The following is a 25,285-nucleotide window of genomic DNA, read 5'->3' on the forward strand; positions in this document are numbered from 1 at the left end:
CAAAGGGCACTATCACGGCCTCAATTCAATGACCGTCTTACCAATCCGGATGGGCACACCCGGCTCCACGGGAAGTGCACGCGTCAGCTGGGTGCCCGCAAGGAATGTTCCATTGGTCGAACCGAGGTCCTCGACGAACCATCGGCTTCCCTGGGGGAACAGCCGCGCGTGCCGTCCGGAGGCGTAGTCGTCCTCAAGGACGAGCGTCGCTTCCTGGGCCCGGCCCAGAAGGATCGGGCTGGTTGCCAGTTCCAGCGTCGTGCCGGTCAGGGGGCCTTCGGTGACAACGAGGCGGCGGGCCTGTGGACGCGACGGTGGTGCCTCCTCGACCAGCTCGGGATGCCGCCGGGCCTGCCGGGGCGTTGGGGTTCCGGTCTTGTTGCGGCGTCCCACCACCAGGTCGCGGCGGATGGCGCTGACGGTGCTGAGGACAAGGATCCACACAAGAATCAGGAACCCGTAGCGCAGCAGCGTCAGGGTCAAATCGCTCATACCTGGCTTCCGCCTTTCTGCACGGGAACCAGGCGGAACGTCAGGCGGGTGCGGCCCATGGTGATGGCCGACCCGTCGGTCAGTTCAGCCTGGCCCTGGACGCGCTCGCCGTTGACGTAGCTTCCGTTGGTCGAGCCGAGGTCCACGGCGAGGGCGCGCCCGTTGGAGTACCGGATTTCCAGGTGACGGCGGGAAACCCCTGAATCTTCGACGAGGATGTCGGCTTCCGAGGAACGGCCAAGGATGATCGATCCGGCATTGAGGGAGTAGCGCTGGCCGTTCAGCTCCAACACGGGCTGGTATCGCGTCGGCTGGTGACGCGGAGCGCTCGGGGCAGCGGGAACGCGGGGACCTGACTGCTTTTCCATTGTTGAATCTATTTCGAGGACTCCCGGTTTGAGGGCGGGATCGTGGGCGAACGACACCCGCACCGGCCCTTGAAGGGTGTACTGCTGGCTGTTGACGTGGCGGATCACGACATCGCACAGCTCCTCGGCGAGGGCGGACCCCCATTGCTGGGCCTGCTCAAAGTCGGGGTCCGAGAGCCGGGCGGTGAACCCGTTGGGGGCGAGGGTCCGGCCCTCCGCCAGGACAATCGACCTATTGTCGAGTTCCTTGCGCAGGGCGCTGGCGATCTCCACGGGCTGGACCCGGGAGGAGGTGCCTTTGCTGAAGGCGCCGCGGACGATTTTCTCGAGGCCCCGCTCAACGTTGTCGAGTATGCCCATGTGCTGCCTCCTCACCCTTCATCGATCCCAGCTTTGCTCTTGCCGTTTTGGTCATTTCGTGTTCGAGGCAGAACTGAAGAAGACAGTATCGACTCGGGCACGTTCTCTTCGATACTACTTGGATGGCCTGTGAAAGGCCTTAACGCGGGCCGCGCCCCGTTCCGCAGCGGCCATCGGACGGGCGGGAGCCGGCGACTCCCCGGCCGGCCCAGGGCAGGTGCGGAGGCGCCGTTTAGGTATTTTCTTCTGTGCTCGGCTATGCTTGTTTCTGCTGTTCACAAGTAAACCGGCACTGTCCGGGAGGCTTGGAAATTACTTCGCGCGAGTGGCGGAACGGCAGACGCGCTGGCTTCAGGTGCCAGTATCCGAAAGGGTGTGGGGGTTCAAATCCCCCCTCGCGCACCACGATGATGGTTCAGGCCATCGGCAACGCCCCGGTCTCCACCGGGGCGTTTTGCTTTGCCCGCTCGGCCCGCTGATTTCGTGGCCCGGGAATCAGCGGAAGTCCCGGGACTTGGTGGTTGCCTTGAGTGACAGCATCTCGAGCCGGTCCGCCACGAGGTTCACCACGCCTTCCGCGGACCGTTCAAGGACACCCCGTACGATGACGCTGCTGGCTTCCCGGGCAACCCGGTGGTAGCGCTGCCACACACCCACCGAGCAGACGACGTTGACCAGTCCTGTCTCATCTTCAAGGTTCATGAAGGTGATGCCGCTCGCCGTTGCGGGGCGCTGCCGGTGAGTGACAACCCCGCCCACCTCCACCCTCCGGCCCGGCTCCGCCACAAGGAGGTCCGCCGCGCTCAGCGCGCCCCGGCGTTTCAACCGCGACCTGACATGGCGCACCGGGTGGTCATCGGGGGTGATGCCGGTTGACCACAAATCGGAGCCCACCTTGTCGATGTCGGAAAGCTCGGGCATCAGGGGAGGCTGGATGTAAACCGCCGTTCCCCGGATGTGCCCTTTCCGCTCCGTTGCGGCGGGACCGGCATTCCACAGCGCCTCGCGCCGCGAGAGTCCCATCGAATCGAAGGCTCCCGCCGCCGCAAGGGTTTCAAGCTGTGAAGCGTTGAGCTCCGTACGGCGCACGAGGTCGGCCATGTCTTCGAAGGGGCCGTTCAGGCTGCGCTCGGCCACGATTTTTTCGGCGACCTTCACCCCGATGGACTGGACGCTGGCCAGGCCAAGGCGCACCGCGTAGTTTCCGTCCCTCCGGTGCCGTGTTGAATCGAATCCGGCGCTGCGGTCAAACGGTTCGACCGGGGGCTGGTTTTCCTCGACGCAGCAGTCCATGCCCGTCGTGCGGCTCCGGGGATCCTCCCCCGGAGAAAAATCCGGGAGCGGTTCGAGGTCCGCGTGAACTCCCGAAAAAAGGATGTCAGGACGCAGCACAACCGCGCCGTGGCGCCGGGCGTCGGCGACCAGCGTCTGCGGCGAATAGAAGCCCATGGGCTGTGCCCGCAGAAGGGAGGCAAGGAAGGCGCCCGGGTAGTGAAGGCGCAGCCAGGCGCTGACGTAGACCAGCAGGGCGAAACTGATTGAGTGGCTCTCCGCGAAGCCGAAGTTGGCGAAGGCCTGGATCTTGTTATAGATCGCATCGGCCGTGGCGGGATCGATGCCGTTTGCCGCCATGCCCTCGTACAGCTTGGCCCGCAGCGAATCGATGCGTTCTTCGCCGCGTTTGGACCCCATGGCCCGGCGCAGCAGGTCCGCGTCGGCTCCGGAGCAGCCGCCCACCACCATCGCCATCTGCATCAGCTGTTCCTGGAACAGGGGAACTCCGAGCGTCCGTTCGAGGACGGGCTTGAGGTTGGGGTGGAGGTAGCGCACCTCCTCCTCGCCCATTTTGCGTTTGATGTACGGATGGACGGCTCCGCCCTGGATGGGCCCGGGGCGCACCAGGGCCACCTCGATGACGAGGTCGTAGAACTGCCGCGGCTGCAGCCGGGGAAGCATGCCCATCTGGGCCCGGCTTTCCACCTGGAACACCCCCACCGAGTCGGCGAGGCACAGCATGTCGTAAACACCCTGTTCCTCTTTGGGGATACTTGAGAGGCTCCATTTTTCACCGAAATGCTTTTCGACGAGGTCGAAGTTGTACTGGATGGCGGCAAGGATGCCCAGACCCAGCAGGTCGAACTTCACGAGGCCCATCCAAGCGCAGTCGTCCTTGTCCCACTGCAGGACGGTCCGGCCCTCCATCCTTCCATTCTCAATAGGGCATGCTTCACCGACGGGCCGGTCGGTGAGGACCATTCCCCCCGAATGGATGCCGAGATGGCGGGGAAATTTCAGCACGCTCGTCGCCAGGTCGATCACCGGCTGCGGGATGTCGTGGTCGGTGCTTGAGACGAGCCCGCCCCAGCGCTCAACCTGCTTTGACCAGGCATCCTGCTGCCCAGGGCTGTGACCGAGCGCCTTGGCCATGTCCCGCACCGCGAACTTGGGGCGGTAGGTGATGACGTTGGCGACCTGCGCCGCATTGAAACGGCCGTACTTCCGGTACACATACTGGATGACCTCCTCGCGCCGGTCGGAGTCGAAATCCACGTCGATGTCCGGTTCCTCGTCACGCATGCTCGAGAGGAAGCGTTCAAAGGGAAGCTGGTATTTGATCGAATCGACCGCGGTGATTTCCAGCAGGTAGCAGACGGCGGAGTTCGCGGCGGAGCCCCGGCCCTGGCAGAGGATCCCCCGGCTGCGGGCGAACCGCACGAGGTCGTGCACGATCAGGAAGTATCCGGGGAAGTTCTTGCTCTCAATGACATCGAGCTCGCGCTGGATCCGTTCCCGCACCTCCTCCCGGCCGGTGTAGAGCCGGTCGGCGCCCTCCCACACGAGCTGCCTCAGGTAGCTCATCTGGGTGTGGCCGTCCGGCAGTTCAATGGTGGGCAGTCCCGGCTTGACGCTCCGCAGCCGGAAGGCCAGATCGTCCGCGATGTCGACCGTGCGTTCAACGGCTCCGGGATAGTTCCGGAACCGGGCCGCCATTTCAGCGCCGCTGCGCAGATGCGCGGCGCCGGCCGCCGGAAGCCATCCGTTCATCTGGTCGAGGCTCCTGCGGGCACGCACCGCCGCCAGCGCGGTGGCGAGCCGGTGCCTTTCGGGTGCGGCATAGTGCACGTTGTTTGTGGCGAGCACCGGCAGCTTCAACCGGGAGGCAAGCGCGGCAAGGGCGTCATTGTGGAAGGTGTCCAGCGGGTTTCCGTGATCGAACAGCTCAACGGCAACGTTGTCCTGGCCGAACAGGTCTCTCAGGCGTACGAGTTCGGCCTCCGCTGCCGCCTCGCCGCCGGCGGCAAGGGCCTTTCGGACAGGTCCTTTCCGGCAGCCGGTGAGGATCAGCCAGGCGCCGGCCGCTGCGTCGGCGAGGGATTCAGGGCTGTACCGGGGCTTTCCCTTTTCGGCGCCCTCAGCGAGCTGGGCCGCGGTAATAGCGCCGGCAAGCCGGTGGTAGCCGGCAGACCCCCGGGCAAGCACCACCAGGTGGCTGCCTTCCGGGTCGGCTTCCCCGTTCTGCGGTTTGGAGAGGCCAAGGGAGAGCTCGGCACCGTAGATGGTTGACAGCTCCGGATATTTTTCGGCGGCTTCGGCGAAGCGGACCACCCCGTACAGTCCGTCGTGGTCGGTCAGCGCCATGCCCCGCAGCCGCAGCCGCTGCGCTTCCTCAACAAGCTCCTCGGGGCTGCTCGCACCATCGAGGAAGCTGAAGTTCGAGTGGGCGTGAAGCTCGGCATAGGCAACAACAGGCCCGGAGCTGTCCGGCTCGGCGGCCGGGGGAGGCGTGTAGGGCTGCCGTTTCCGTGACCATGCCGGGCTGTCTCCGCCGTCGGCCCCGACGGGAGGCGCACCGGGGCGGGTGGAATCGGACAGGTTTCGTTCGAAGTCGGACCATGGAACGGGAGGGTTGCTCCATCCCATCGTCTTTCCCCCTTCAAACGGTTTGTTGTTATCTGCTGCTTCGGGCCGGCCTAGTCGTACATCGCCTCGGCCCACCATTTGTGGTTTTCGAGAAGGAGCAGCCAGGCCGATCCCGAGGAATCGACCAGTTGGAAACGGTTGAGGATGCGCCCCTGCGGGTCCCACCAGCGTTCACTGATGGGCCAGGGGCCCGCCCATGCCTGTACTGGCCGCCGCTTCCCGGTGTCGGTGCCCGTATAGAAGAAAGCGGGTTCGGCGTTGAGCAGCCCCCGCCCGTTCACGTCGATTCCGTTCCCGCGCGCATCGAGGACCCCCGCCGAAACCGGTTCAGCGAACACCGTGGCGGGCATGGGTCCGGGCAGCCGGCCGGGCCAGGGCTGGTCCTCCTCCGGCGCGGAACCCGGCGGTGCATCGCCCCAGGGAATGTAGACGCGGCGGTCCGCGAGGAGGCGGCCTCCGGCGATGATTGCCGTCAGGACGGCGCCGTGGCCCAGCATTCCCTGGACCCGGGCAAGACCGTTGTTGATGCTTTCGTCGGGTCCGGTTCCCCAAAGCCCGTCCGCGTGGTCGCTGAGGCTCTCAACAACGTCGGGGGCCACGGAAACCCGGGTGATGCCGGAGCTCAGTCCGGGGCCCGCGGTTTCCCCTCCCTGCAGCTGCCAGCGGACCCGGTCGACGATGTCGTCGGCGTCGAACCAGCGGGGATGCCGCCAGATGTGCTCGGACACCTCACCGGATTCACTGTGCAGAACCACCCGCACGGCGGTGCTGACCAGCCCCGCCCCGCGAAGACCGCCGACGAAGCGTTCGGCCGGGGCGCGGAAGGCAAACGCCAGTTGGTCGATGCGGGCGAGCGGCGGCTCGAAGTCGACTGTGACATCGAGCTGGGCCTGGGCTTTCCGGGGCACCACCGTGAAATGGTCGAGGCCGCTGGCCTGCCGGTGTGCCCGTCTTCCCTCTTCGCCGAACCGATTGCGCACGTCGGCCGGGTTAAGGGCAGCGAATTCCCCAAGTGACCGGATGCCCAGGCGGCGCAGCAGCACCGCAAGCTTCGGCTGCTCCAGGACGTCGAGGGGGAAGGTGCTGAGGAACCAGGGGGAGCTTCCCGGCGGGATGATGCACAGGGGTTCTCCCGAACCGTCGGGGGCTTCGGCGGTTTTGGCTGCCTGCTCCGCGGCGAAGGGGGCGTCGGCGATCCCGATCCGGACATCGGTCAGGCCGATCGCGGCAAGGGTCGCAAACACAACGGACGCCGTCTCCTCTTCGCCGCCGTAGTAGCGGGAAGGGCCCTGCACCCGGAGGGCGCAGAGGCCGGGGCGGATCACCTGGACCCCGGGAACGATTGTCTCGACCGCGGCAAGGACGGGTTCGAAGCAGCGCTGGTCAAGGGCGGGGTCGTAGGGAAGGGCCACGAGGTCCGGGCAGAGGGCCTGCGCTTCGCGGATCCTCAACCCCCGGCGCACTCCGTCCTGGCGCGCAGCGGGGGAGCAGGCGAAGACTTCTCCCCGGGCAACCAGGGCAAGGGCCACGTCAGGGGCGAGGAGGTGTTCCCGGATTGCCGCGGTGATCGGCCAGTCGGGGCACCACAGCATCAGCGTCCGGGTTGCGTTGGTTCGGCCGGCCGTCAGCGGCGGCGTCCCGGCCGGTCTTTCCCCCATCAGGAGCTCACCAGCCTTGGCAGGAAGAGCGCATCCCCGCTTTCCCCACCGCCGGCGTCGTGGGCGGTGGGGAAGCCGGTGCCGGCGCCGTGCTGCAGGTCCGTCAGCCACAGGTACGCATGCCGGGGACGGCCGGAGGGGTGGGTCGCAGTGACCTTCATCCGGCGCGCCCGCAGGTGTCCCCGCCCCGCGCCGACCCCCTCCCAAGCGCTCTCCACAACGCCCAGGGTGGAGTCGCTCTGCTGCCAGTTTCCCAGGGTGATCATTGCGGTTCCCCGCTGCCGCAGCCGTGCTTTCAACCGTGCGGTGTCGGAGGGCGCCAGATGCTGGGGCGCACGGGTCAGGACCACCGACACAACATCGACCAGGGCAGCGGTGACGGTGAGCCACTGCGGGCCCGGAGAGGGAACAAGGATCAGCCGCTCAAGGTTGATCCCAAACTCCCTGGCCGCCTCGACGCTGAATTCGGGCAGGCCGATGACGCTGCACCACGCCCCCGTTGCTGACGGTCCTGCCAGCAGGGCCATGGCCAGGGTCGCCGAATTCCGCACCGAATAGGAACCCCCCGACTGCAGGCCGCCCCCAGGAAGAATCCGGGCCAGCGCCGGCACCGTGGGGAGCCTCCGCGACTCAAGGCGGCTGGTTTGCATGAGGTTGATGCGCGACTGCAGATCCAGCTCGGGGCCGGCCGTGGACGGCGCCTGGAACAGCCGGGGAACCCGGGTCCCGGAACTGTCGGAGGAGGGCTCATCCCATTCAAGGGCATGCCCGGCGGCTGCTGGCGTCACCCGTCAATATTCGAATATATGTTCTATTAAGTCAATCGACGAAGGAACGCTCTGCCCGGTGGAAAAGGTGCTATGGGAAAGGGAAAATCGGGTCGCGTATGCGGCGTTCAGCCGCGGTCGCCGCTTTTCTTTTCCCGCTCCGAATCGCGTTCCTTGAGGCGGGCGGCTTCGGCCCGGACGGCGGCCTGGGTGGAGCGCTCGGAAACCAGCCAGGCCGGCGGGGCCTGAAGGAGTGCCGAGATTTCGGCGGTCGTCAGTGCTTCGGTTATTCCGCCGCGGGTGAGCCCGCCGATTGAAATCCCCAGCTTCTGTGCGACCACCGGGCGGGGGTGCGGGCCGTTGCGGCGCAGCTCGGCAAGCCATTCCGGGGGCGTCTGCTGCAGTTCGTTGAACTCCGCGCGGGTGAGCTCCCGTTCCTGAAACTTTTGGGGGGCCGCTGGCAGGAAAATCCCAAGTTTCTTGGCTGCGGTGGCTGGTTTCATTGTCTGCGGGGTTTTTGCGGGGGTCATGTTCCAAGCGTAACCGGGCCCGGCACGGCGGCGCTTTCGGTGCGTTAGTGTGAGATGGTGCCCGAGTTTCAGCCCCGAACCCTTTCCGTCGGGTTTGTCGCGGGCGTCACTCCGGGCAAGTGGGTGGCCCGGTGGCGGGAACGGCATCCGGATGTCCCCCTCGAACTTCACCAGTACGATGACGGAGCCGCCGTCGCCGCCCTGCACGCGGCCGCGGCGGATGTGGTCTTCGTCCGCCTTCCCGTCGACCGTACGGGCCTGTTCCTCATTCCCCTTTACGAAGAGCAGCCCGTCGTTGTCGCCTCAAGCGAAAATGCCCTCTCCCTCTATGACGAGGTTCCGCTGGCCGAGCTCGAGGCGGAAAAGCGCCTGAGCGTCGAGGAGTGCGGAGGCCCCAAGATCGCCGTCGACGTCGCGGCCTCGGGGGCCGGGGTGGTGGTGCTTCCAATGTCCCTTGCCCGGCTTCACGCCCGCAGGGACGCCGTGTACCGCCCGGTGCCCGGGCTCTCCGGAACGACGATCGCGGTGGGCTGGCTTGAAGGCAACGACTCCGCCGACGTCGAGGAATTCATTGGAATTGTGCGCGGGCGGACCGAACGCAGCTCACGCCAGCCCTCCGCCAAGGAAAATCCGGGGGCCGGGAAAAGCGCGGCCCAGAAGGCCGCGGCGAAAAAGGCGGCTTCATCCAAGGCCGCTCCCGCGAAGGCGGGTTCACGGGCGGCGCCGTCGAAAAAGGCGGGAGCCCGCAATGTTCCGAAAGGCAAGGCCTCCCCGCAGGGCCGGCGCGGGCGGCGTCGCTAGCGGCGCCGGGAACCGCCACAGGGCACTGCCCCGCGCCGGCGGAAGGACCTCAGGCCTCGAAGTGGGTTTCGGGCTCGCCCTGGCCGATTGAGGCAACCACGTTGGCGGCGATGTCCCTCACCTTTTGGTTCCGGCTGCTCGAGACGGACTTGAGGATATTGAATGCTTCCTGCTGGCTGCACCGGTTCTGCGCCATGATGATGCCGATGGCGATGTCGATTGCGGTACGCGACTTCATCGCCGCCTTGAGATTTGAGACGGAGTCGCTGTGCTGGGCAAGGCGCACCGAGAGCATCAGCGCCTTTGAGGTCTGGCGCACAAACCCTTCGGCCGTACGGATTGTTCCTTCGTCGAACCCACCGGGGCGGGTTGAATACACGTTCAGTGCCGCCTGGGTTCCTGCTTCAAGGTCGAACGGCACGGCGAGGATGGCTCCCACGCCGCGGGACTTCACATCGGAGAGATACTCCGGCCAGCGCTCGTCGGTGGCGACGTCCGCCACATGAACGGTCTTGTGCTCGATGCAGGCCACAAGGCACGGACCGTCGGCATGGAGGTACTGGATTTCGTCGAGTTCCTTGGCCAGCGGGCTGCTGCTTGCCACGGTGCCTGCGCGCCTGCTCCGAAGGAGGGTCACGCCGCACAGCACGTCACCTGAGCGGTCGAACAGCCGTTCCGCAGAGAAGCGTGCGAATTCGTTGAGGAACTCTTCAACGTCGTCGGTGTCGAGGATCAATTCCTGGAGGTAGTCCGTAGGGGATTGCCCGGCAACCTGGTCGGCCATAACTTTCTGGTCCTGTTTCGCTTGGTCATCCGGGTGGAAGCACCGGCACCAAAGAGGCATCCCAGAGTGGCTCAGGGACCGATGCACAAACCCGGAAGTGTTCATGATCGGCCTTCTGCTAGACCGTTATTCAACCTTCATAATACAAGATTTCCGTTTCACCACAGCGCCCCGATTCCTTTGGCCGGGAGGCCTGCGGGCCCGGAACAGGCGGTGAGGGAGGGCCCGCTGCAGGGCGCCCTCCCTCACCGGCGTGACTCAGACCCTGGCCGGCTCCGTCACCTCGGCGGTGGGCACCATGTTCTCGGCGTCAACCATCCAGGCGTACTGCTCAAGCTTCTCTATGAACCCGTGCAGGATGTCGGCGGTGGTCGGGTCCTCCTCGTCCACCTGGTCGTGGACCTTCCTCATTGTCCCGACGGTCGCCTCAAGCATGCGGACCACCCGTGCGACAGTGTCCTGTGTGGAGACAAGCCCGGCGGGGAATTCCTCGAGCGAGGTTCCCTTGGCCACGGCGCCGCTGCGTCCGTCGGGTACGGCGTGGAGGGCGCGCATGCGCTCGGCCAGCTGGTCGGTGAACAGCCTGGCGTCTTCGATGATTTCGTCGAGCTGCAGGTGCATGTCCCTGAAATTCTTGCCGACCACGTTCCAGTGCGCCTGCTTGCCCTGAAGGTGGAGTTCAATCAGATCAACCAGGACGGACTGCAGGTTGTCGGTAAGGGTTGGTGATGCCTTCATGCGTCCTCCAAGTGTAGAAAAATGCCCGCCGCGCGGGCGTGGACTACTGGCTCTTCAGTGGGTTGGACTAGCTTCACCCCAGTCCCCGGCGTTGGCCAAATCCGCCGGAACTACATATCCTAAGGGTACTTATGGTTTTACCGCTCCGTGGCATCGCGTCGGCGGAATGTGGAGCCGGAGTTCCAGTCAAGGAGGATCCGTCATGGCATCAATACAGGAATCAATCGAAGTTTCGGTGCCGGTCAGCACCGCATACAACCAGTGGACCCAGTTCGAGAGCTTCCCCAACTTCATGGGCGGGGTCGAGTCGATCACCCAGATCTCCGACACCCGCACCCACTGGGTGACGAACATCGGAGGGGTCAAGCGTGAATTCGACGCCGAGATCACCGAGCAGCACCCCGACGAGCGGGTGGCCTGGAAGAGCGTCGACGGGGAGTCCCATGCCGGCGTTGTGACCTTCCACCGGATCGACGCGAACGTCACCCGTCTGATGGTCCAGCTCGACTGGCATCCTGAGACCTTCGCCGAGAAGGTGGGCGCCGTGGTGAACGCCGACAAGCGCCAGGTCAAGGCCGACCTGAAGCGGTTCAAGCAATTCATCGAGAAGAGCGGCGGCGAGAGCGGCGCCTGGCGGGGAGAGGTCAACGCCCCTCCGACGGGTGAGTCGGCAGCCGCCAGTCCGGCCAACGGCGATCTTCCCGACCTGTCCCTCGATGATCCGGAATCGGGCGGTCCCCGCGCCGGCCAGTAGCGGCCGCCCGGTTTTGTAGGACACCGTTTTGTAGGACACGGATTTGTAGGACACGGTTTTCTAAGGAACACGACCCGGTAAGAAACAGCAAAAGACACGACGGCGGCGCCCCCCGGGCCCCGCCGTCGCGTTTTTGGTCAGTTGAAGTTTTCCCGGCGGCCCGGCGGCCGCCGCGGATCAGCGCTCGGCGGTCGCGATCGCGGCGATTGCCTCGGCTGCCCTGCGCGAGAGATCGACCGAGATCGGCGCGCTCTTTGCCGCCTTCGCGGCTGCCTGCTGTCCTTCGGCGCTCACGGCGTAGGTCCCGAAAGCCTTGACGACCTCGGCGGACTGTTCGTTTTCGTAGCTGGTGCAGTACACGTGGTACGAGACAAGAACCAGCGGATACACCCCCGGCGCGGTTGTTGTGCGGTCAAGGTCGAGCGAGAGGTCCCCTGCGGTGCGGCCCGGCACAACCGAGGCGACGTCGACGGCGGCCGCCGCGGCTTCGGCGCTCACCGGCACGTACTCCGTGCCGACCTTGAGTTTGGCGCGCCCCAGCGGCGGACCGACGGCCGAATCGTCGGCATAGGTGACCGCGCCCTCCGTTCCGGAAACGGTGCTCACCACTCCCGAGTTGCCCTTCGAATTTTCTCCGCTGAGCTCCCCGGGCCAGGTTCCGTCGGCTTCATCTGTCCAGATATCGGGGACGACGGCGTGCAGATAGTCGGTGAAGTTCTCGGTGGTGCCGGAATCGTCGGACCGGTTCACCGGGGTGATCGGCGTGGCGGGAAGATCAACGCCCTCGTTTTGGCTGGTGATCGCCGGATCGTTCCACTTGGTGATTTCACCGCGGAAGATCCGGGCGATGGTTGCGGCATCGAGGTTCAGTTCGGAAATCCCCGGAAGGTTGAAGGCAACACTGATCGGCGCAACGTAGGCAGGGATGTTGAATGCACCTCCGGGGCCGCAGGCGTCGGTCGATTCGTCCAGCTCCTCGTCGCTGAGGTAGGCATCCGAGCCCGCGAACGCCACCGCCCCGGCGAGCAGGGCACCGCGTCCTGCCCCCGAGCCGTCGGGGGAGTACTGGACCTGGGCGCGGGGGTTGATCGTGGCGAACTCTGCTCGCCAGGCCTCCATCGCTGGGCCCTGAGCCGAGGAGCCCGCGCCGGTGATGGCGCCCTGCAGGTCCGAATCGGCGTTTTGGGCAGCGGCTTCTTGTTCGGGGCCGAGCGGGTAATCGGAGCCGCAGGCCGAGAGGCCCAGTGCTAGAAGCGCAGCCGAAAACGGCGCGAGAAATCGGGATTCAACAAGTTTCACGCGTCCGACGTTACAGGCGAACGGGTTGAGGACAAAGGCGGGCTCCGGCCGGGAAAACGCTTAGCCGCGGCGCAGCCGGACGCCGTCTTCCCTGCAGATCAGGCGGCGTCCGGCACCGTCGCTGAGCTGGACCCAGATCACCGAAGCGTCGTCCGAGCGCATGTCGACGGTGCCGCTGAGTTCGGCCCCCGTGGGGGTATGCAGCGTAAGCCGCTCGCCGCGCCGAAGCGCGGTCCAGTCGCTGAGTTCTTTATCGGCGGTCCGGTCGGCCATCGTTGCGCTGCTCCTTCTGTTGCCAAAGACGCGTGCATTACCGTAGGCAACTCTAGGATCCGCCCCTGAACGTGCGGTGAACACCAGCAGACAGTTCCCTGTGGACGCACCGCTTCGACGACGCCCCGTCATCCGCTTCGGTCCTTCTAAAGGGTGCGCCAGTCTCCACTCGTGAGGTGCGACCCCGCCTGGGGGCCCATCTGCAGCATTCCGCCGTCAACAACAAAGGATGCGCCGGTGACATAGCTTGCGGCCGGTGAGGCGAGGAACGCGATGACCGCCGCCACCTCCTTGGGGTCACCGGGGCGGCCAACCGGGATCCCGGGCCGGTCCACCTCGCGCGGATCCTGGTCGCCGGCGTCGTTCATGGGTGTTGAAATCTCGCCGGGCAGCACCGCGTTGGCTGTGATTCCCCTGTCGGCGAGTTCAAGGGCGACAGTGCGGATCAGCCCGCCCAGGCCATGCTTCGACGCGTCGTAGGCCGCCGAACCCACCCGGGGCTGTTCCTGGTGGACGCTTGTCACTGCGATGATCCGACCGCCCCTCCCGGCGTCGGTCATGCGCTGCGCGGCCCGCTGGATGCACACGAACGCCCCGTCGAGGTTGGTGGCAAGGGTGGACCGCCACGTGTCCCAGTCGGTCTCAAGGAACATCGTGCCGCCGTTGACGCCGGCGTTGTTGACGAAGACGTCAACTCCGCCGAGCTCTCCGGCCAACTGGTCGACGACGTCGCCGCAGGCCGGTGCGTCGGAAGTGTCGAGTTGGGCGATCACAGCCTTCCGTCCCAGCCCGCGGACGGCTTTCGCGGTTTCCTCGGCGCCATCGGAATCCGAGTGCCAGGTGATGCCGATGTCACAGCCCGCCTGCGCCAGGGCGATCGCGGTGGCCCGCCCGATCCCCGAATCCGATCCTGTGACGATTGCCGTTGTGGGTGAGAAGTCCATTCCGTCATTTTTTCGGCAGCCGGAGGTGAGCGCAAGGAAAACGAGGAGGTGGACAAGGCGAAGCCCGGCCAGGTACTGCGCGCCCGGCCCGGGCTGAAGGATGGAGCGGCCGCGGCCTTCCTAAGCCTCGACGGTCTTCTGGTCGGTACCGCCCTGCAGCGATTCGCCCTTGACGGCCTCGGAATCCGCTCCGGACATGATCTCGATCTTCCGTGGCTTCGCACGCTCCGTGACCGGGATATTGACGCTCAGTACGCCGTTCTCGTACCGGGCCGAGATGGCGTCGATGTCGATTCCCTGGCCGAGGTTGAGCTGGCGCAGGAAGGATCCGCTTTCGCGCTCGCGGGTCAGCCACTTGACCCCTTCGGCTCCGCGGAGGGTACGCTCGGCCCGGATGGTGAGCAGTTGGCCGTCGACGTCGATATCCACGGATCCCGGGTCGATGCCGGGAAGGTCTGCCGTCAGGATGTAGTGGTCACCCTCGCGGTACAGATCCATGGGCATCAGGCGCAGCCCCTGCCGGGGGTCCAGCAGTGCACCGGCGACGCGGTCCAGTTCGCGGAATGGGTCGAACTTCATGGCCATTTGAAACAACTCCTTCGCAACGGCCACCGACAGTGGTGGGTCTCCTCATCTCTAGGGTTGAGCGCTCTTCGCTCAACCTGCAATTAAATTAGCACTCTCAGGGGAGAGTGCCAAGAGGTGGGAGCGGCTTTTTTGCCTAAAACGAACAGGCGGGCGTCCCCTCGGCGGAGGGCGTCGGGTGCCGGCCACGGCGGAAATACCCGTAGACGGGCATGGGAAAAGGGGCCGGGAAAGGGGTGCGTGAACGCGCAGGGGGCTGACCCCGGCCTCCGGGCTGTTACAGCACAGCACCGGATCCGGCGGTCCAACGAATGGTGCCTGCGCGGGGCCTCGATCCCCGGGCCTTCCGCGTGTGAAGCGGATGCTCTACCAGACTGAGCTACACAGGCAATGGTTCTCCAATAGCTTAGGGCATGAGCGCCGAGGTCCAAACCCGGAAGCGCCGGCAGGGCGCACAGCACAGTTTTCCGCCGGCGGTTTTCTGCCGCGGGGCTCCCCGTTTCGGGTACCGTCGATGGATGCTCCCTTCAACGATCGTCTTCGATGTGAATGAGACCCTCTCCGATCTTTCGCCGATGGAGCAGCACTTCGCCGAAGTGGGCGTCCCCGAGGGGACAGCCCGCCTGTGGTTCACCTCGCTGCTGCGGGACGGATTCGCCCTCACCGCCGCGGGGGCCAACCCCCGCTTCGCCGAGGTCGCCGAGGGCGCGCTCCGGGTGGTCCTGGCCGGCCAGCCGCTGAACCGCAGCGAGGACGAAGCGCTGAAGCACCTGCTTGGCCACTTCCGGACGCTTCCGGTCCATGCCGACGCGGGGCCCGGTATTGCCGCGCTCGCAGAGTCCGGCCACCGCCTCGTCACACTGACCAACGGGCCGCGGGCGGCAGCGGAATCGCTGCTGGAGCGCGCGGACCTCCGCGGACACTTCGACCTGTTGCTTTCCGTCGAGGACGCACCCCTGTGGAAACCGGCCCCCGAGGCCTACGCTCACGCGGCTGACGCGTGCAGAGAGAAACCCGAGGACCTGATGCTGGTCGCCGCCCACCCCTGGGACATCGATGGCGCCGCCCGTGCCGGCATGCGGACCGCCTGGGTGAACCGGACCAACGCCGCCTACCCCGGGTACGCCCGGACACCGGATCTGGTGGTCGGGGGAATCGCCGACCTGGCGCGGCGTTCGGGGCACTAGGCCGGTCCGGAAACGCTAGCGACGCATCAGCCAGCCCAGGGTCAGCGCTCCCATTGAGCGCCGGAAACCGCTCTCGCCGCCGGCAACCTCGAGCGCCGCCCAGACGGCAAGGCATCCGGTGCTTGCGCGGGCAAGAAGCTTCCGGTTGTCCTCGTCCAAGGCCATCAACGAGGCGGCGCCCAGCGCCGCCCAGCCCAGGATGGGGAGGTTGGGAGGCAGGACCACGTTCTGCCGCCCCAGGTCATCGGTAAAAAATCCCATCAGGCACCCTTCTTCTTCGAGGCGGACGGCTCCTTCTTGCCGCCGGAGCCTTTCTTCTCCCGGTTCTTCTCAACGCTGCGGCGCAGCGCTTCCATCAGGTCGAGGACATTCCCACTCTCGTCCTCCTCGCCGGCCGCACCGAAGGTCTCCTCGGTATTGACCGTGTCGCCCTTTTCGATCTTGGCCTCAATCAGCGTGCGCAGCTGCACCTGGTATTCGTCGGTGAAGTTTTCCGGATCGAAATCCGTCGAGAAGGAGTCGACAAGCGCCGACGACATCTGCTTTTCCTTGGCGGAGATGCGCACCGTCTCCTCAAGGGCGGGAAAGGAGGCCTCCCGGACCTCGTCGTCCCACAGCAGGGACTGCAGCACCAGGATCTCACCGCGGACCCGGAGGGCTCCTAGCCGGCTTTTCTGGCGCAGGGAGAACTGGACGATCGCTGTCCGTTCGGTCTCCTCAAGTGTCTTCCGCAGGAGCACGTACGCCTTCGTCGACGCCGAATCCGGCTCAAGGAAGTAGGAGCGGTCGAACATGATGGGGTCGATCTGCTCGCTTGGCACGAACTCGACGACCTCGATCTCGCGGCTCCTTTCGACGGGAAGGGAAGCGAGATCCTCATCGCGGAGGATTACCGTGTGCTCGCCGTCATCGTAGGCCTTGTCGATGTTCTTGAAGTCGACAACGTCGCCGCAGACCTCGCAGCGCCGCTGGTAGCGGATCCGGCCGCCGTCCTTGTCGTGGACCTGATGCAGGCTGATGTCGTGGTCCTCCGTGGCGCTGTACAGCTTGACCGGCACGTTGACCAGGCCGAAGGCCACCGCTCCCTTCCAGATCGCTCTCATGGAACAAGTGAACACCACGCCCCGCTCACCAAGCCAGAGCGGGTTCTCCCCCGGTCTACGATGGACGGGTGACTTCCGAACCAGCAGAACCCACTGTCAGCCGCACCACCGACGACGACGGCGGGCTGCTGCTGCGCATCGAACAGCGTTTCGCCTTCCCTCCGGCGGTTCTGTGGAAGCATCTGACCGATCCCGGCAAGCTGAGGTACTGGTTCCCCTCCGAGATGGACATCCTGCCGCGCAAGGGCACGGAGGTGCGGTTCTCCGTGAAGGGTCAGCGCCCGCTGCGGGGGACGGTCCTCGAAGCCGAAAAACCCTCCCTTCTCGCCTTCACCTGGGACAAGGAGACGCTCCGCTGGGAGCTGGAACGCGAGGAGGACAAGGGGTGCCGGGTGGTCCTGACGATCACCGTCCCCGATGCTTCACGGCTTGCCACAACCGCAGCCGGCTGGCACCTGACCCTTGCGGGCCTCGACGACCTGCTCAACGAACGCAGCCTCGGGCAGAACCCGGCTCTGTGGCAGGTCTACGTGGACCGCTACCGGAAACAACTGGCCTCCTAGGAGCGGCCGTCCCGGCGGAGTAACCTGGCCGCCGGACACTGGCGTTCGCCAGCCATCCAGATAACACTTGGGGAATGGCACCGAACTCCCGCCAGTCGCAGACGGTCACGGTGCACGGCCGCACCCTAAGGCTGTCGAGCCTGGACAAGGTGCTTTACCCGGAAACGGGAACCACCAAGGCGGAGGTTCTGAGCTACTACGCTGCCGTGGCCGAAGCATTGATCACCCATGCGCGCGACCGCCCGGTGACCCGCAAGCGCTGGGTGCACGGCGTGGGGACCGCCGGAGCTCCGGGGCAGGTGTTTTTCCAGAAGAACCTTGACGCCTCCGCGCCCGACTGGATCGTGCGCCACCCGATTGAGCACAAGACCTCCACGAACCTGTACCCCGTGGTCAACGACCTTGCAACGCTCACCTGGCTGGGACAGATCGGCGCCCTTGAGATCCACGTCCCCCAGTGGCGCTTCGGCCCCGGGGGAGAACCGGGGAACCCCGACCGGCTTGTGCTGGACCTCGACCCCGGTCCGGGAACGGGGCTGCCCGAATGCGCCGAAGTGGCCCGGCTCGCCCGGGACATCCTGACGGACATGGGGCTTGATCCCCGGCCAGTCACGACGGGCTCCAAGGGCATCCATCTCTACAGCCGCCTCGACGGACGGCAGACCTCCGACCAAGTATCCTTCGTGGCGCATGAACTGGCGCGGGCCCTTGAGGCCGACCATCCCGACCTCGTTGTCAGCGACATGAAGAAGAACCTGCGCAAGGCCCGCGTGCTCGTCGACTGGAGCCAGAACAACAAGAACAAGACAACGGTTGCCCCCTATTCGCTGCGCGGGCGCCTCCACCCCACGGTCGCGGCGCCGCGCACCTGGGCGGAGCTTGAGGATCCGGACCTGGCGCAGCTCGACTACCGGGAGGTGATTCGCCGGTTCGAGGAACAGGGTGACATCCTGGCCGGCCTTGATCCGGTGCGTCCCCCGGAGTCGGAGGGCGGCGAAGCGCGGGGAGCCCCGGCGGACCGGCTCTCCAAATACCGTTCGATGCGCGATCCGGCCAAGACCCCCGAGCCGGTTCCCGACGCGGTGGGGACACCCGGCGGGAACAGCTTTGTCATCCAGGAGCACCATGCGCGGCGCCTCCACTACGACTTCCGGCTCGAACGCGACGGGGTCCTTGTCTCCTGGGCCCTGCCCAAGGGCCCGCCCGCCACGCCGCAGCGGAACCACCTCGCTGTCCAGACGGAGGACCACCCCCTCGACTACGGCTCTTTTGAAGGGAATATTCCCAAAGGGGAATATGGCGCGGGTGAGGTGAAAATCTGGGACAGCGGGACATATGAGCTGGAGAAATGGCGGGACGGCAAGGAAGTGATCTGCACCCTTACCGGCAGGGAGGACGGCGGACTTGCGTCAACCGGGAGCCGGGTGCGCCGCTACGCGCTCATCAACACCGGCGTGTCGGGCGGAGCCGAAGGACGGAACTGGCTCATCCACCTCATGAAGGACCAGCCGGGCAAGGGCCGCGCACCGGGGCAGGTGCCGGCAGCGGCGCAGGCGGTTTCCACTGACCCGGTGACCGCACGCCCAGCGCCCCCGGACAAGCTGCCCGCGGGCATATCGCCGGCGGAAACGGACAGGAGGGCGGAGGCCGCCCTGCCGGATCCGGTTGCCCCGATGCTGGCGACCCTCGGCACGGCGGCGAGCATCTACGACGAGGAGAGCTTCAGCTACGAATTCAAGTGGGACGGGGTGCGGGCCATCGCAACGGTGGCCTCCGGGCAGGTACGGCTGGTGAGCCGCAACGGAAACGACATGACCCCGATCTATCCCGAACTCGCTGACCTCGCCGAGCACGTTAACGCCGAAGCCGCGGTGCTTGACGGAGAAATCGTCGCATTGGACGAGTCGGGGCGCCCGGACTTCGGCCTGCTGCAGACACGCATGAAACTGACCCGTCCCGACGAGATCGCCGCGGCCCGCGCGAAGACCCCGGTCCGCCTCCTGCTTTTCGACCTGCTGCGTTTTGATGGCACTTCCCTTCTTCCACTGGCCTACACCCAGCGGCGGGAAATCCTTGAGGCGGCCGTCGACAGCCCCTCCGACGGGCATATCCAGGTGCCTCCGGTCCTCGACACGACGCTTGACGAGGCGGTGCGCAAAAGCAGGGAACTCGGTCTTGAGGGAGTCATTGCCAAGCGGCGCACCAGCGACTACGTGCCAGGGGACCGCTCACCGGCCTGGGTGAAAATCAGGCATCAACAGACCCAGGAGGTTGTGGTTGTGGGTTGGAGGCCGGGCAAGGGCGCCCGCGCCTCCACGATTGGGTCACTCCTTGTTGCGGTTCCCGACGGCCTCGAGCTCCGGTACGTGGGCAGGGTGGGTTCGGGCCTCACCGACCGGGATCTCGCCGAGGTCAGCTCCCGGCTGCGGAAAATGGCGCGGAAAACGGCTCCCCTCGAGGACGTGCCGGAACCCGACGCCGCCGACGCCCACTGGGTGCGCCCCGCCCTGGTGGGGGAGGTGCAGTACAGCGAACGCACGGACGGCGGCAGGCTGCGCCACCCCGTCTGGCGGGGCTGGCGCCCTGACAAGGAGCCCTCCGACGTCGTCGTCGATTTCTGAGCCCGGACCCGCCGCCGAAGCCTAAGCACGCAACTCATTCCCGCAGTTGAAAATTCAGCAAACAGGAGGAGAAAAGATGCCCAGCTTGGATATCGAAAGGCTCGACGCCTGGTGGCGGGCCGCGAACTACATCTCCGTCGGCCAGATCTACCTGCGCGACAACCCGCTGCTGAGGCGTCCGCTCGAAAGCAGCGACGTCAAGGCCCGGCTGCTGGGCCACTGGGGGACAACCCCGGGACTCAACTTCGTCTACGCCCACCTCAACCGCGTGATCTCCGAGCAGCGGCAGGCGATGCTGTTCGTGACCGGTCCCGGGCACGGCGGTCCGGCCAACGTCGCCAACGCCTGGCTCGAGGGGACCTACTCCGAGGTGTACTCCCACATCGGCAGGGACGAAACCGGGCTCAAGGATCTCTTCAAGCAGTTCAGCTACCCCGGCGGGGTTCCCTCCCATGCGGCCCCGGAGTCGCCGGGCTCGATCCATGAGGGAGGGGAGCTCGGCTACGCCCTCGTCCACGCTTACGGCGCCGTCTTCGATAATCCCGACCTTCTTGCCGTTGCGGTGGTTGGCGACGGCGAAGCCGAAACCGGGCCCCTCGCCGCCAGCTGGCACTCCAACAACTTCCTTGATCCCGCGGTGGACGGCGCCGTGCTGCCGATCCTGCACCTCAACGGCTACAAGATCGCCAACCCCACGGTGCTGGCCCGCATGCCCGAGGACCAGCTGACCCAGCTGATGTACGGGTACGGCTACGAACCGCACTTCGTCACGGTGAGCGACCCGCACGCCACCGAGCAGGCCCACCGCCAGTTCGCGGCGGTCCTCGAGGAATGCCTCGCCGAGATCCACGGCATTCAGGACCGGGCGCGCTCCGGGGAGGGCCTCCCGGAGGGGACGCCCCGCTGGCCGATGATCGTGCTGCGATCGCCCAAGGGCTGGACCGGGCCCGCCGTCGTCGACGGAAAACCGGTCGAGGGCACCTGGCGCTCGCACCAGGTTCCCCTGTCCGAGATCCACACGAACCCGGAGCACCTGCGCCAGCTCGAGGAGTGGATGCGCTCCTACAATCCCGATGAGCTTTTCACCGAAACCGGTGAGCTTCGCCCCGATCTTGCCTCCCTCGCCCCGGAGGGCGACCTGCGGATGAGCGCCACCCCCTACGCCAACGGCGGGTGGCTGCTGCGCGACCTCAAGCTTCCGGCCTACCTCGACCATGCAGTCGAAGTGAGCGCGCCGGGGAAGGAAAAGGTGAGCCCCATGATCACCGTCGGGGGGTACCTGCGCGACGTCATCGCGGCGAATCCCACGAACTTCCGCGTGTTCGGACCCGACGAGACAGCGTCAAACCGTCTCTCGGCAATCTACGAGGTCACGGACAAGGCGTGGGAGGCACGGATCGACGAGGTCGACGAGCACCTTGCCCGGTCGGGGCGGGTCCTTGAGGTGCTCAGCGAGCATCTCTGCCAGGGCTGGCTCGAGGGCTACCTGCTCACGGGCAGGCACGGGGTGTTCAACTGCTACGAGGCCTTCGTCCACATCGTCGATTCGATGTTCAACCAGTTCGCCAAATGGTTGAAGGTCCACCAGGACCTGTCGTGGCGGCGCCCCATCGCCTCCTTCAACTACCTGCTCTCAAGCCACGTCTGGCAGCAGGACCACAACGGGTTCTCGCACCAGGACCCGGGCTTCATCGACCATGTGGTGAACAAGAAGGCCGACGTGATCCGGGTGTACCTGCCGCCGGACACCAACACCATGCTGGCGGTGGTGGAGCACTGCCTGCAGACCCGGGACACAGTCAACGTGATCCTCAGCGGCAAGCAGCCAAACCCCACCTGGCTGGGGCCGGAGGAGGCGCACCTGCATGTGAAGCGCGGCATCGGGGTGTGGGAATTCGCCGGCAGCGAGGAGGCGGGAACCGATCCCGATGTCGTCCTTGGCTGCGCCGGGGACGTGCCCACGCTTGAGACAGTCGCCGCGGCTGGCCTGCTCAAGGCGGGCATCCCGTCGCTGAAGATCCGGGTGGTCAACGTGGTTGACCTGATGCGCCTGCAGGACGACACCGAGCATCCGCACGGGCTGCCGGCCCGTGCCTTCGACAACCTTTTCACAACGGACAAGCCCGTGATCTTCGCCTATCACGGCTACCCCTGGCTGATTCACCGCCTGACCTACCGCAGGACCAACCACGACAACCTCCACGTCCGCGGCTACAAGGAGGAGGGGACGACAACCACGCCGTTCGACATGGCGATGCGGAACCAGATCGACAGGTACCAGCTCGCCATGGACGTCATCGACAGGGTTCCCTCGCTCGGCTCCACCCAGGCGGCGCTGCGCCAGGCGCTCCAGGACCAGCGGGAGCGGGCGTGGCAGTACACGCGCGACGCAGGCGAGGACGCCGGTTTCATCACCGGCTGGACGCTCGACGAGTCCTCACCGGACGACGCGAAATAGGCGCCCGCGGCCCGGCCGCCGTCGGCCGGGCCCGCGGAAGGTGTGCTCCTAGGCGGCGGGGTTCTCCCGCGCACGGAAGATTTCCATCTGGCGCATGCGCCGCTGGAGGCTGTCACGGCGCGGTGTCGGGTCGGAGCCCGGCTCCTCGGCCGTCAGGTCGATATGGCGCTGCCCGTAATGCCACAGGAGCATGTCGTCAAGCAGCCGGTCCGGGCCCGGGGAATACCGGTGATCAAGCGCCCTGCGGACCTTGGTGATCGTGTCGGCCTGCAGCAGCGCAACGAGCTCGATCGTGGTTTTGAGCCCGTGCGCGGCGACAAGTTCCGCGGCCCAGCCCCAGTTGTCGTCGGATTTCCGGTCAACGTGCGGCAGCAGCGTCTGCCAGATGTCCCGGATCCGGTTGGGGGTCAGCGGGGCGCTTCCCTCACCGGATTCGTCCCAGAACCCGGTGACCGTCTCGTAGCGTTCGTGCAGCTCCGCGAATGCCGACTCGACCGTTTCGAGCATCGCCGCGGTTCCGGTGAACTGGCGGTCGAAGTAGGGGCTCCAGGCCTTCGGGTTGGCGGCCTTGAAGCGGATGTCGTGTTCAATCTCCGACCAGGCGTGGGCCAGCACCGTCCGGACCTGCACCTCGAAGAGGTAGCTGCCGCTCGACTTCGATTCGGGGTCAAGGGCAAGCTGGAACCGCCGGACGACGTCATTGTGGATGGTCCGCATGATCAGGTGCCGGCTTGAGTAGCCGTACGTGCCCGATTCGATGGAGCCGATGTCCTTCTCCCTGTCCCCCCGGCAGTCGAAGTCCTGGCGCTGGCGCTTCATCAGGTTGGCCGCAAGGTCCACCTCGTGGGGGAGGGTGGTGATGACGCGGACTCCGACGAGGTCGGTGAGGTTGCGCAGCGGGTCGGGGAAGACCAGGGCCGGCAGGGCATCGGCCTCGGTTGGGGCGAGCATCCGCGAGGCCTTGTCGCGGAACGACTCGATCGTCTTGGTGCGCGCCGTGACGAACAGCGGGTGAAGCGGCGAAGCGTCGAAAATGTCCTGGATGCTCCGCCGCATTTCCTCGGTTACTGCCTCAAGCTCCGGCCGCACCCGCTCGAACTCCTGGGTTGCGGCCTCGACCGCCGGGCGCAGGCGGTCATCAAGATCGTCCCACGCGCTCATGAAGCCTCCTGATTGTGGTGGTTGAGTGCAATCCTATCGGGGAGCCCGGCCCGGTTATGCTTCCTCTGTGAGGCACCTTGGGCGAAGAAGCGTATTGGGCGTCGTTGGCGCTGTCGTCACCGCCCTGGCTGTTCGCTGCGGGCCGCAAAAGGGCGCTCCGGCAACCCCAACCGGGGATGCAGGACCGCAGCGCTACACCTACGGGGCCGACCCCAGCCAGTTCGCAGATCTCTACCTTCCCGCGTCCGCGGTCCGGGGAGTCGTCGTGGTCATCCACGGCGGGTATTGGCGCTCCCGCTACGGGGCCGAGCTGGGCGAGCCGCTCGCCCGGGATCTCGCCGGCCGCGGGTACGCGTGCTGGAATCTCGAATACCGGCGCGCGGGCAACGGCGGCGGCTGGCCCAACACCTTCCAGGACGTGAGCGACGGCATCGACCTGCTCGCCTCGGCGGCGAAGGAGCACGGATTCGATCTTTCGCGCACGACCGCGCTGGGCCATTCCGCCGGCGGCCACCTTGCGGTGTGGGCGGCGGGAAGGCAGGGCCTGCCCGAGGACGCCCCAGGCTCGGGAAAGGACGGGGTGCCCCTCGCGGCGGTGGTGAGCCAGTCGGGGGTGCTCAACCTCGCCCAGGCGCAGGAACTGGGACTGAGCGACGGCGCCGTCGAGAACCTGCTCGGCGCATCCCCCACGGCGGATCCGGAGCGCTACCGGCTGGCGGATCCGATGACGGCGGTGCCCCTGGAAATTCCGGTGTACGCCCTGCACGGCGAGGACGACACTACGGTGCCGCTGAGCCAGTCCGAAAGCTACGTTGCCGCTGCGGCCGAGGCGGGTGCGCCCGCTGAACTCGTGCTGATTCCCGGCGACCATTTCGCGATGATCACTCCCGGCACCGAAGCGTGGGAGCAGGTCGTGGCAGCCGTCGACAAGGCCGCCGGGATACAGCAGGGCGTTGCCCCACAAGGGTGATCCCTAGTTGAGCGGGCGGGTTCCTTCAGGCAGCGACCCGCCCCGAAGCAGCTCCGCAGCGGTATCCGCGAGGGCGGTCAGGGCGACGCGCTGGGTCCAGGGGCCGTAGGAAATGCGGGCGACGCCGAGCTCCTGGAGCTTGGCGGGCGGAAGCGAACCCGGGATCCCGATCACGCTCACCCGCTTGTGCCCGATCCCCTCGACGAGAGCGCTTACTGTTTCCTCGTCGAAGAGACCCGGCACGAAGACGGTTGACGCACCGGCCTCAAGGTAGGCCCTGCCGCGTTCGATGGCATCCGCGAGGACATCCTTCGGGTCGCGGCCAGCGCCGCGCACAAAGGCATCGGTGCGTGCGTTGAGCACGAAGGGAATTCCCTCGGACTCGCCGGCTTTCACCGCTGATTCCATCTGTGCCACGGAGTCGGCGAGGGGTTCCATCCGGTCCTCGATGTTGGCCCCGATGATGCCCACGCCGATCGCACGCCGAACCGTCTCTCCAGGGTTGCCATAACCTGCATCGAGGTCAGCGCTGACGGGCAGTTCGGTCGCTCCGGCGATGCGTTCCACGGCATCGATCATGAGATCGAGCGGGACGGTGCCGTCCTTGTAGCCCAGGGACGCGGCGATGGAGTGGCCGGCCGTTGCCAGCGCCCGCGTCCCCGGGACGTCGGCAATGGTCTTGGCCGAAATGGCATCCCACACGTTGACGACCTGCAGGATCTCGGGTGCGCGGTGGAGGTTGAGGAACTCCGTCGCCTTCGCGGACAGGGGTGCTGATTCGTTGCTCGGTGTAGTCATGTTTTCACCTTACGGGTGCACCTCGGCGATCCACAGCGCTGCCTTTGAAATGTCCTCGGGGTTGATGCCGTGTCCGCCGGGGCTTGTGGTGCGGTGGACGGTGGCGTTGCGGGCCTTGAGGTCACTGGTGAGGCGTTCGACGCTGGCCTG

23 protein-coding genes and 2 tRNA genes are annotated in these 25,285 nt (G+C 66.3%); 8 read left to right on the forward strand and 17 right to left on the reverse strand.

The features are described from left to right. Positions 1-12: 12 nt before the first annotated feature. Entirely contained in the window at positions 13-492 is a 480-nt protein-coding gene (locus AC4D2R_RS13920) for an FHA domain-containing protein FhaB/FipA (protein WP_490940617.1), read from the reverse strand. Then, positions 489-1,220 (reverse strand): FHA domain-containing protein, encoded by a 732-nt coding sequence (locus AC4D2R_RS13925; RefSeq protein ID WP_490903046.1) that lies wholly within the window; start codon positions 1,218-1,220, stop codon positions 489-491. The genes AC4D2R_RS13920 and AC4D2R_RS13925 overlap by 4 nt, the downstream gene beginning before the upstream one ends. Before the next feature lie 319 nt (positions 1,221-1,539). Between AC4D2R_RS13925 and AC4D2R_RS13930 the strand changes: the two genes are divergently transcribed. Further along, positions 1,540-1,625: transfer RNA gene (locus tag AC4D2R_RS13930), tRNA-Leu, on the forward strand. A gap of 90 nt (positions 1,626-1,715) precedes the next feature. Here the strand turns inward: AC4D2R_RS13930 and AC4D2R_RS13935 are convergent. The 4 genes from AC4D2R_RS13935 to AC4D2R_RS13950 form a co-directional block, all read right to left on the reverse strand. Continuing rightward, complete coding sequence (locus AC4D2R_RS13935) at positions 1,716-5,141, reverse strand: error-prone DNA polymerase (RefSeq protein ID WP_490940619.1); 3,426 nt, start codon at positions 5,139-5,141, stop codon at positions 1,716-1,718. 50 nt (positions 5,142-5,191) lie between these two features. Further along, entirely contained in the window at positions 5,192-6,799 is a 1,608-nt protein-coding gene (locus AC4D2R_RS13940) for a DNA polymerase Y family protein (RefSeq protein WP_490940621.1), read from the reverse strand. Continuing rightward, the gene (gene imuA', locus AC4D2R_RS13945; RefSeq protein WP_490940623.1) at positions 6,799-7,587 is read right to left on the reverse strand and encodes a DnaE2-dependent mutagenesis accessory factor ImuA'; all 789 of its coding nucleotides are present in this window, start codon (positions 7,585-7,587) and stop codon (positions 6,799-6,801) included. The genes AC4D2R_RS13940 and imuA' overlap by 1 nt, the downstream gene beginning before the upstream one ends. Positions 7,588-7,694: 107 nt before the next feature. Next, positions 7,695-8,096: a DUF5997 family protein gene (locus tag AC4D2R_RS13950; RefSeq protein WP_490940625.1), complete on the reverse strand. Its 402-nt coding sequence runs from the start codon at positions 8,094-8,096 to the stop codon at positions 7,695-7,697. Between the two features lie 57 nt (positions 8,097-8,153). Here AC4D2R_RS13950 and AC4D2R_RS13955 point away from each other — a divergent pair, with 57 nt between their 5' ends. Further along, a complete protein-coding gene (locus AC4D2R_RS13955; protein ID WP_490940627.1) occupies positions 8,154-8,897 on the forward strand; it encodes a LysR substrate-binding domain-containing protein in 744 nt (247 codons plus the stop codon). 49 nt (positions 8,898-8,946) lie between these two features. Here the strand turns inward: AC4D2R_RS13955 and AC4D2R_RS13960 are convergent, their stop codons facing one another. Both AC4D2R_RS13960 and AC4D2R_RS13965 read right to left on the reverse strand, forming a co-directional pair. Beyond that, positions 8,947-9,681 (reverse strand): ANTAR domain-containing protein, encoded by a 735-nt coding sequence (locus tag AC4D2R_RS13960; RefSeq protein WP_490940629.1) that lies wholly within the window; start codon positions 9,679-9,681, stop codon positions 8,947-8,949. Between the two features lie 258 nt (positions 9,682-9,939). Beyond that, positions 9,940-10,419, reverse strand: coding sequence for a Dps family protein (locus tag AC4D2R_RS13965; RefSeq protein ID WP_490903032.1), 480 nt, complete (start codon positions 10,417-10,419; stop codon positions 9,940-9,942). Positions 10,420-10,621: 202 nt separating this feature from the next. Here AC4D2R_RS13965 and AC4D2R_RS13970 point away from each other — a divergent pair, with 202 nt between their 5' ends. Continuing rightward, entirely contained in the window at positions 10,622-11,173 is a 552-nt protein-coding gene (locus AC4D2R_RS13970) for an SRPBCC family protein (RefSeq protein ID WP_490903030.1), read from the forward strand. Between the two features lie 177 nt (positions 11,174-11,350). On the opposite strand, the gene pstS is transcribed toward AC4D2R_RS13970, so the two are convergent. From pstS to AC4D2R_RS13995, 5 genes are all read right to left on the reverse strand, one after another. Beyond that, on the reverse strand, positions 11,351-12,472 hold the full coding sequence (gene pstS, locus AC4D2R_RS13975) for a phosphate ABC transporter substrate-binding protein PstS (protein WP_490940631.1): 1,122 nt from the start codon (positions 12,470-12,472) through the stop codon (positions 11,351-11,353). A 60-nt stretch (positions 12,473-12,532) separates the two neighbouring features. Further along, complete coding sequence (locus AC4D2R_RS13980; RefSeq protein WP_490940633.1) at positions 12,533-12,745, reverse strand: hypothetical protein; 213 nt, start codon at positions 12,743-12,745, stop codon at positions 12,533-12,535. Between the two features lie 146 nt (positions 12,746-12,891). Beyond that, the gene (locus tag AC4D2R_RS13985) at positions 12,892-13,689 is read right to left on the reverse strand and encodes an SDR family oxidoreductase (RefSeq protein ID WP_490903025.1); all 798 of its coding nucleotides are present in this window, start codon (positions 13,687-13,689) and stop codon (positions 12,892-12,894) included. Positions 13,690-13,809: 120 nt separating this feature from the next. After that, positions 13,810-14,274 carry an Hsp20/alpha crystallin family protein gene (locus tag AC4D2R_RS13990; protein ID WP_490903023.1) on the reverse strand — a complete coding sequence of 155 codons (465 nt, stop codon included), beginning with the start codon at positions 14,272-14,274 and terminating at the stop codon, positions 13,810-13,812. Between the two features lie 312 nt (positions 14,275-14,586). Beyond that, positions 14,587-14,663 (reverse strand) — tRNA-Val (locus AC4D2R_RS13995). Between the two features lie 129 nt (positions 14,664-14,792). On the opposite strand from AC4D2R_RS13995, the gene AC4D2R_RS14000 reads away from it, so the two are divergent. Next, on the forward strand, positions 14,793-15,461 hold the full coding sequence (locus AC4D2R_RS14000; protein ID WP_490940635.1) for a haloacid dehalogenase type II: 669 nt from the start codon (positions 14,793-14,795) through the stop codon (positions 15,459-15,461). Positions 15,462-15,476: 15 nt separating this feature from the next. On the opposite strand, the gene AC4D2R_RS14005 is transcribed toward AC4D2R_RS14000, so the two are convergent. Further along, positions 15,477-15,722 carry a hypothetical protein gene (locus AC4D2R_RS14005; protein ID WP_490903019.1) on the reverse strand — a complete coding sequence of 82 codons (246 nt, stop codon included), beginning with the start codon at positions 15,720-15,722 and terminating at the stop codon, positions 15,477-15,479. After that, positions 15,722-16,564: a non-homologous end joining protein Ku gene (gene ku / locus AC4D2R_RS14010; protein ID WP_490940637.1), complete on the reverse strand. Its 843-nt coding sequence runs from the start codon at positions 16,562-16,564 to the stop codon at positions 15,722-15,724. Before ku ends, AC4D2R_RS14005 begins: the two co-directional genes overlap by 1 nt. Positions 16,565-16,632: 68 nt before the next feature. Here ku and AC4D2R_RS14015 point away from each other — a divergent pair, with 68 nt between their 5' ends. The 3 genes from AC4D2R_RS14015 (at position 16,633) to AC4D2R_RS14025 (ending at position 22,206) form a co-directional block, all read left to right on the forward strand. Then, positions 16,633-17,127, forward strand: a complete 495-nt coding sequence (locus tag AC4D2R_RS14015; protein WP_490903015.1) for an SRPBCC domain-containing protein — start codon at positions 16,633-16,635, stop codon at positions 17,125-17,127. A gap of 74 nt (positions 17,128-17,201) precedes the next feature. After that, positions 17,202-19,748 carry an ATP-dependent DNA ligase gene (locus tag AC4D2R_RS14020; protein ID WP_490940639.1) on the forward strand — a complete coding sequence of 849 codons (2,547 nt, stop codon included), beginning with the start codon at positions 17,202-17,204 and terminating at the stop codon, positions 19,746-19,748. Between the two features lie 76 nt (positions 19,749-19,824). Beyond that, positions 19,825-22,206: a phosphoketolase family protein gene (locus AC4D2R_RS14025; RefSeq protein WP_490940641.1), complete on the forward strand. Its 2,382-nt coding sequence runs from the start codon at positions 19,825-19,827 to the stop codon at positions 22,204-22,206. 48 nt (positions 22,207-22,254) lie between these two features. Here the strand turns inward: AC4D2R_RS14025 and AC4D2R_RS14030 are convergent, their stop codons facing one another. Further along, positions 22,255-23,367, reverse strand: coding sequence for a GTP pyrophosphokinase (locus tag AC4D2R_RS14030; RefSeq protein WP_490940643.1), 1,113 nt, complete (start codon positions 23,365-23,367; stop codon positions 22,255-22,257). Between the two features lie 67 nt (positions 23,368-23,434). On the opposite strand from AC4D2R_RS14030, the gene AC4D2R_RS14035 reads away from it, so the two are divergent. Next, positions 23,435-24,337 carry an alpha/beta hydrolase fold domain-containing protein gene (locus AC4D2R_RS14035; protein ID WP_490940645.1) on the forward strand — a complete coding sequence of 301 codons (903 nt, stop codon included), beginning with the start codon at positions 23,435-23,437 and terminating at the stop codon, positions 24,335-24,337. Between the two features lie 3 nt (positions 24,338-24,340). Here the strand turns inward: AC4D2R_RS14035 and AC4D2R_RS14040 are convergent, their stop codons facing one another. After that, positions 24,341-25,135, reverse strand: a complete 795-nt coding sequence (locus tag AC4D2R_RS14040) for an isocitrate lyase/PEP mutase family protein (protein WP_490940647.1) — start codon at positions 25,133-25,135, stop codon at positions 24,341-24,343. Positions 25,136-25,285 lie beyond the last annotated feature (150 nt).

The organism is Arthrobacter sp. TJ-217 (genome assembly GCF_058269255.1).

What these genes read in the sequence shown, in the direction of transcription:
- AC4D2R_RS13920 (WP_490940617.1), bottom strand. Translation starts at nt 492, where the DNA reads ATGAGCGATTTGACCCTGACGCTGCTGCGCTACGGGTTCCTGATTCTT.
- AC4D2R_RS13925 (WP_490903046.1), bottom strand. Translation starts at nt 1,220, where the DNA reads ATGGGCATACTCGACAACGTTGAGCGGGGCCTCGAGAAAATCGTCCGC.
- AC4D2R_RS13935 (WP_490940619.1), bottom strand. Translation starts at nt 5,141, where the DNA reads ATGGGATGGAGCAACCCTCCCGTTCCATGGTCCGACTTCGAACGAAAC.
- AC4D2R_RS13940 (WP_490940621.1), bottom strand. Translation starts at nt 6,799, where the DNA reads ATGGGGGAAAGACCGGCCGGGACGCCGCCGCTGACGGCCGGCCGAACC.
- AC4D2R_RS13950 (WP_490940625.1), bottom strand. Translation starts at nt 8,096, where the DNA reads ATGACCCCCGCAAAAACCCCGCAGACAATGAAACCAGCCACCGCAGCC.
- AC4D2R_RS13960 (WP_490940629.1), bottom strand. Translation starts at nt 9,681, where the DNA reads ATGGCCGACCAGGTTGCCGGGCAATCCCCTACGGACTACCTCCAGGAA.
- AC4D2R_RS13965 (WP_490903032.1), bottom strand. Translation starts at nt 10,419, where the DNA reads ATGAAGGCATCACCAACCCTTACCGACAACCTGCAGTCCGTCCTGGTT.
- AC4D2R_RS13970 (WP_490903030.1), top strand. Translation starts at nt 10,622, where the DNA reads ATGGCATCAATACAGGAATCAATCGAAGTTTCGGTGCCGGTCAGCACC.
- AC4D2R_RS13980 (WP_490940633.1), bottom strand. Translation starts at nt 12,745, where the DNA reads ATGGCCGACCGGACCGCCGATAAAGAACTCAGCGACTGGACCGCGCTT.
- AC4D2R_RS13985 (WP_490903025.1), bottom strand. Translation starts at nt 13,689, where the DNA reads ATGGACTTCTCACCCACAACGGCAATCGTCACAGGATCGGATTCGGGG.
- AC4D2R_RS13990 (WP_490903023.1), bottom strand. Translation starts at nt 14,274, where the DNA reads ATGGCCATGAAGTTCGACCCATTCCGCGAACTGGACCGCGTCGCCGGT.
- AC4D2R_RS14000 (WP_490940635.1), top strand. Translation starts at nt 14,793, where the DNA reads ATGCTCCCTTCAACGATCGTCTTCGATGTGAATGAGACCCTCTCCGAT.
- AC4D2R_RS14005 (WP_490903019.1), bottom strand. Translation starts at nt 15,722, where the DNA reads ATGGGATTTTTTACCGATGACCTGGGGCGGCAGAACGTGGTCCTGCCT.
- ku (WP_490940637.1), bottom strand. Translation starts at nt 16,564, where the DNA reads ATGAGAGCGATCTGGAAGGGAGCGGTGGCCTTCGGCCTGGTCAACGTG.
- AC4D2R_RS14020 (WP_490940639.1), top strand. Translation starts at nt 17,202, where the DNA reads ATGGCACCGAACTCCCGCCAGTCGCAGACGGTCACGGTGCACGGCCGC.
- AC4D2R_RS14025 (WP_490940641.1), top strand. Translation starts at nt 19,825, where the DNA reads ATGCCCAGCTTGGATATCGAAAGGCTCGACGCCTGGTGGCGGGCCGCG.
- AC4D2R_RS14030 (WP_490940643.1), bottom strand. Translation starts at nt 23,367, where the DNA reads ATGAGCGCGTGGGACGATCTTGATGACCGCCTGCGCCCGGCGGTCGAG.
- AC4D2R_RS14040 (WP_490940647.1), bottom strand. Translation starts at nt 25,135, where the DNA reads ATGACTACACCGAGCAACGAATCAGCACCCCTGTCCGCGAAGGCGACG.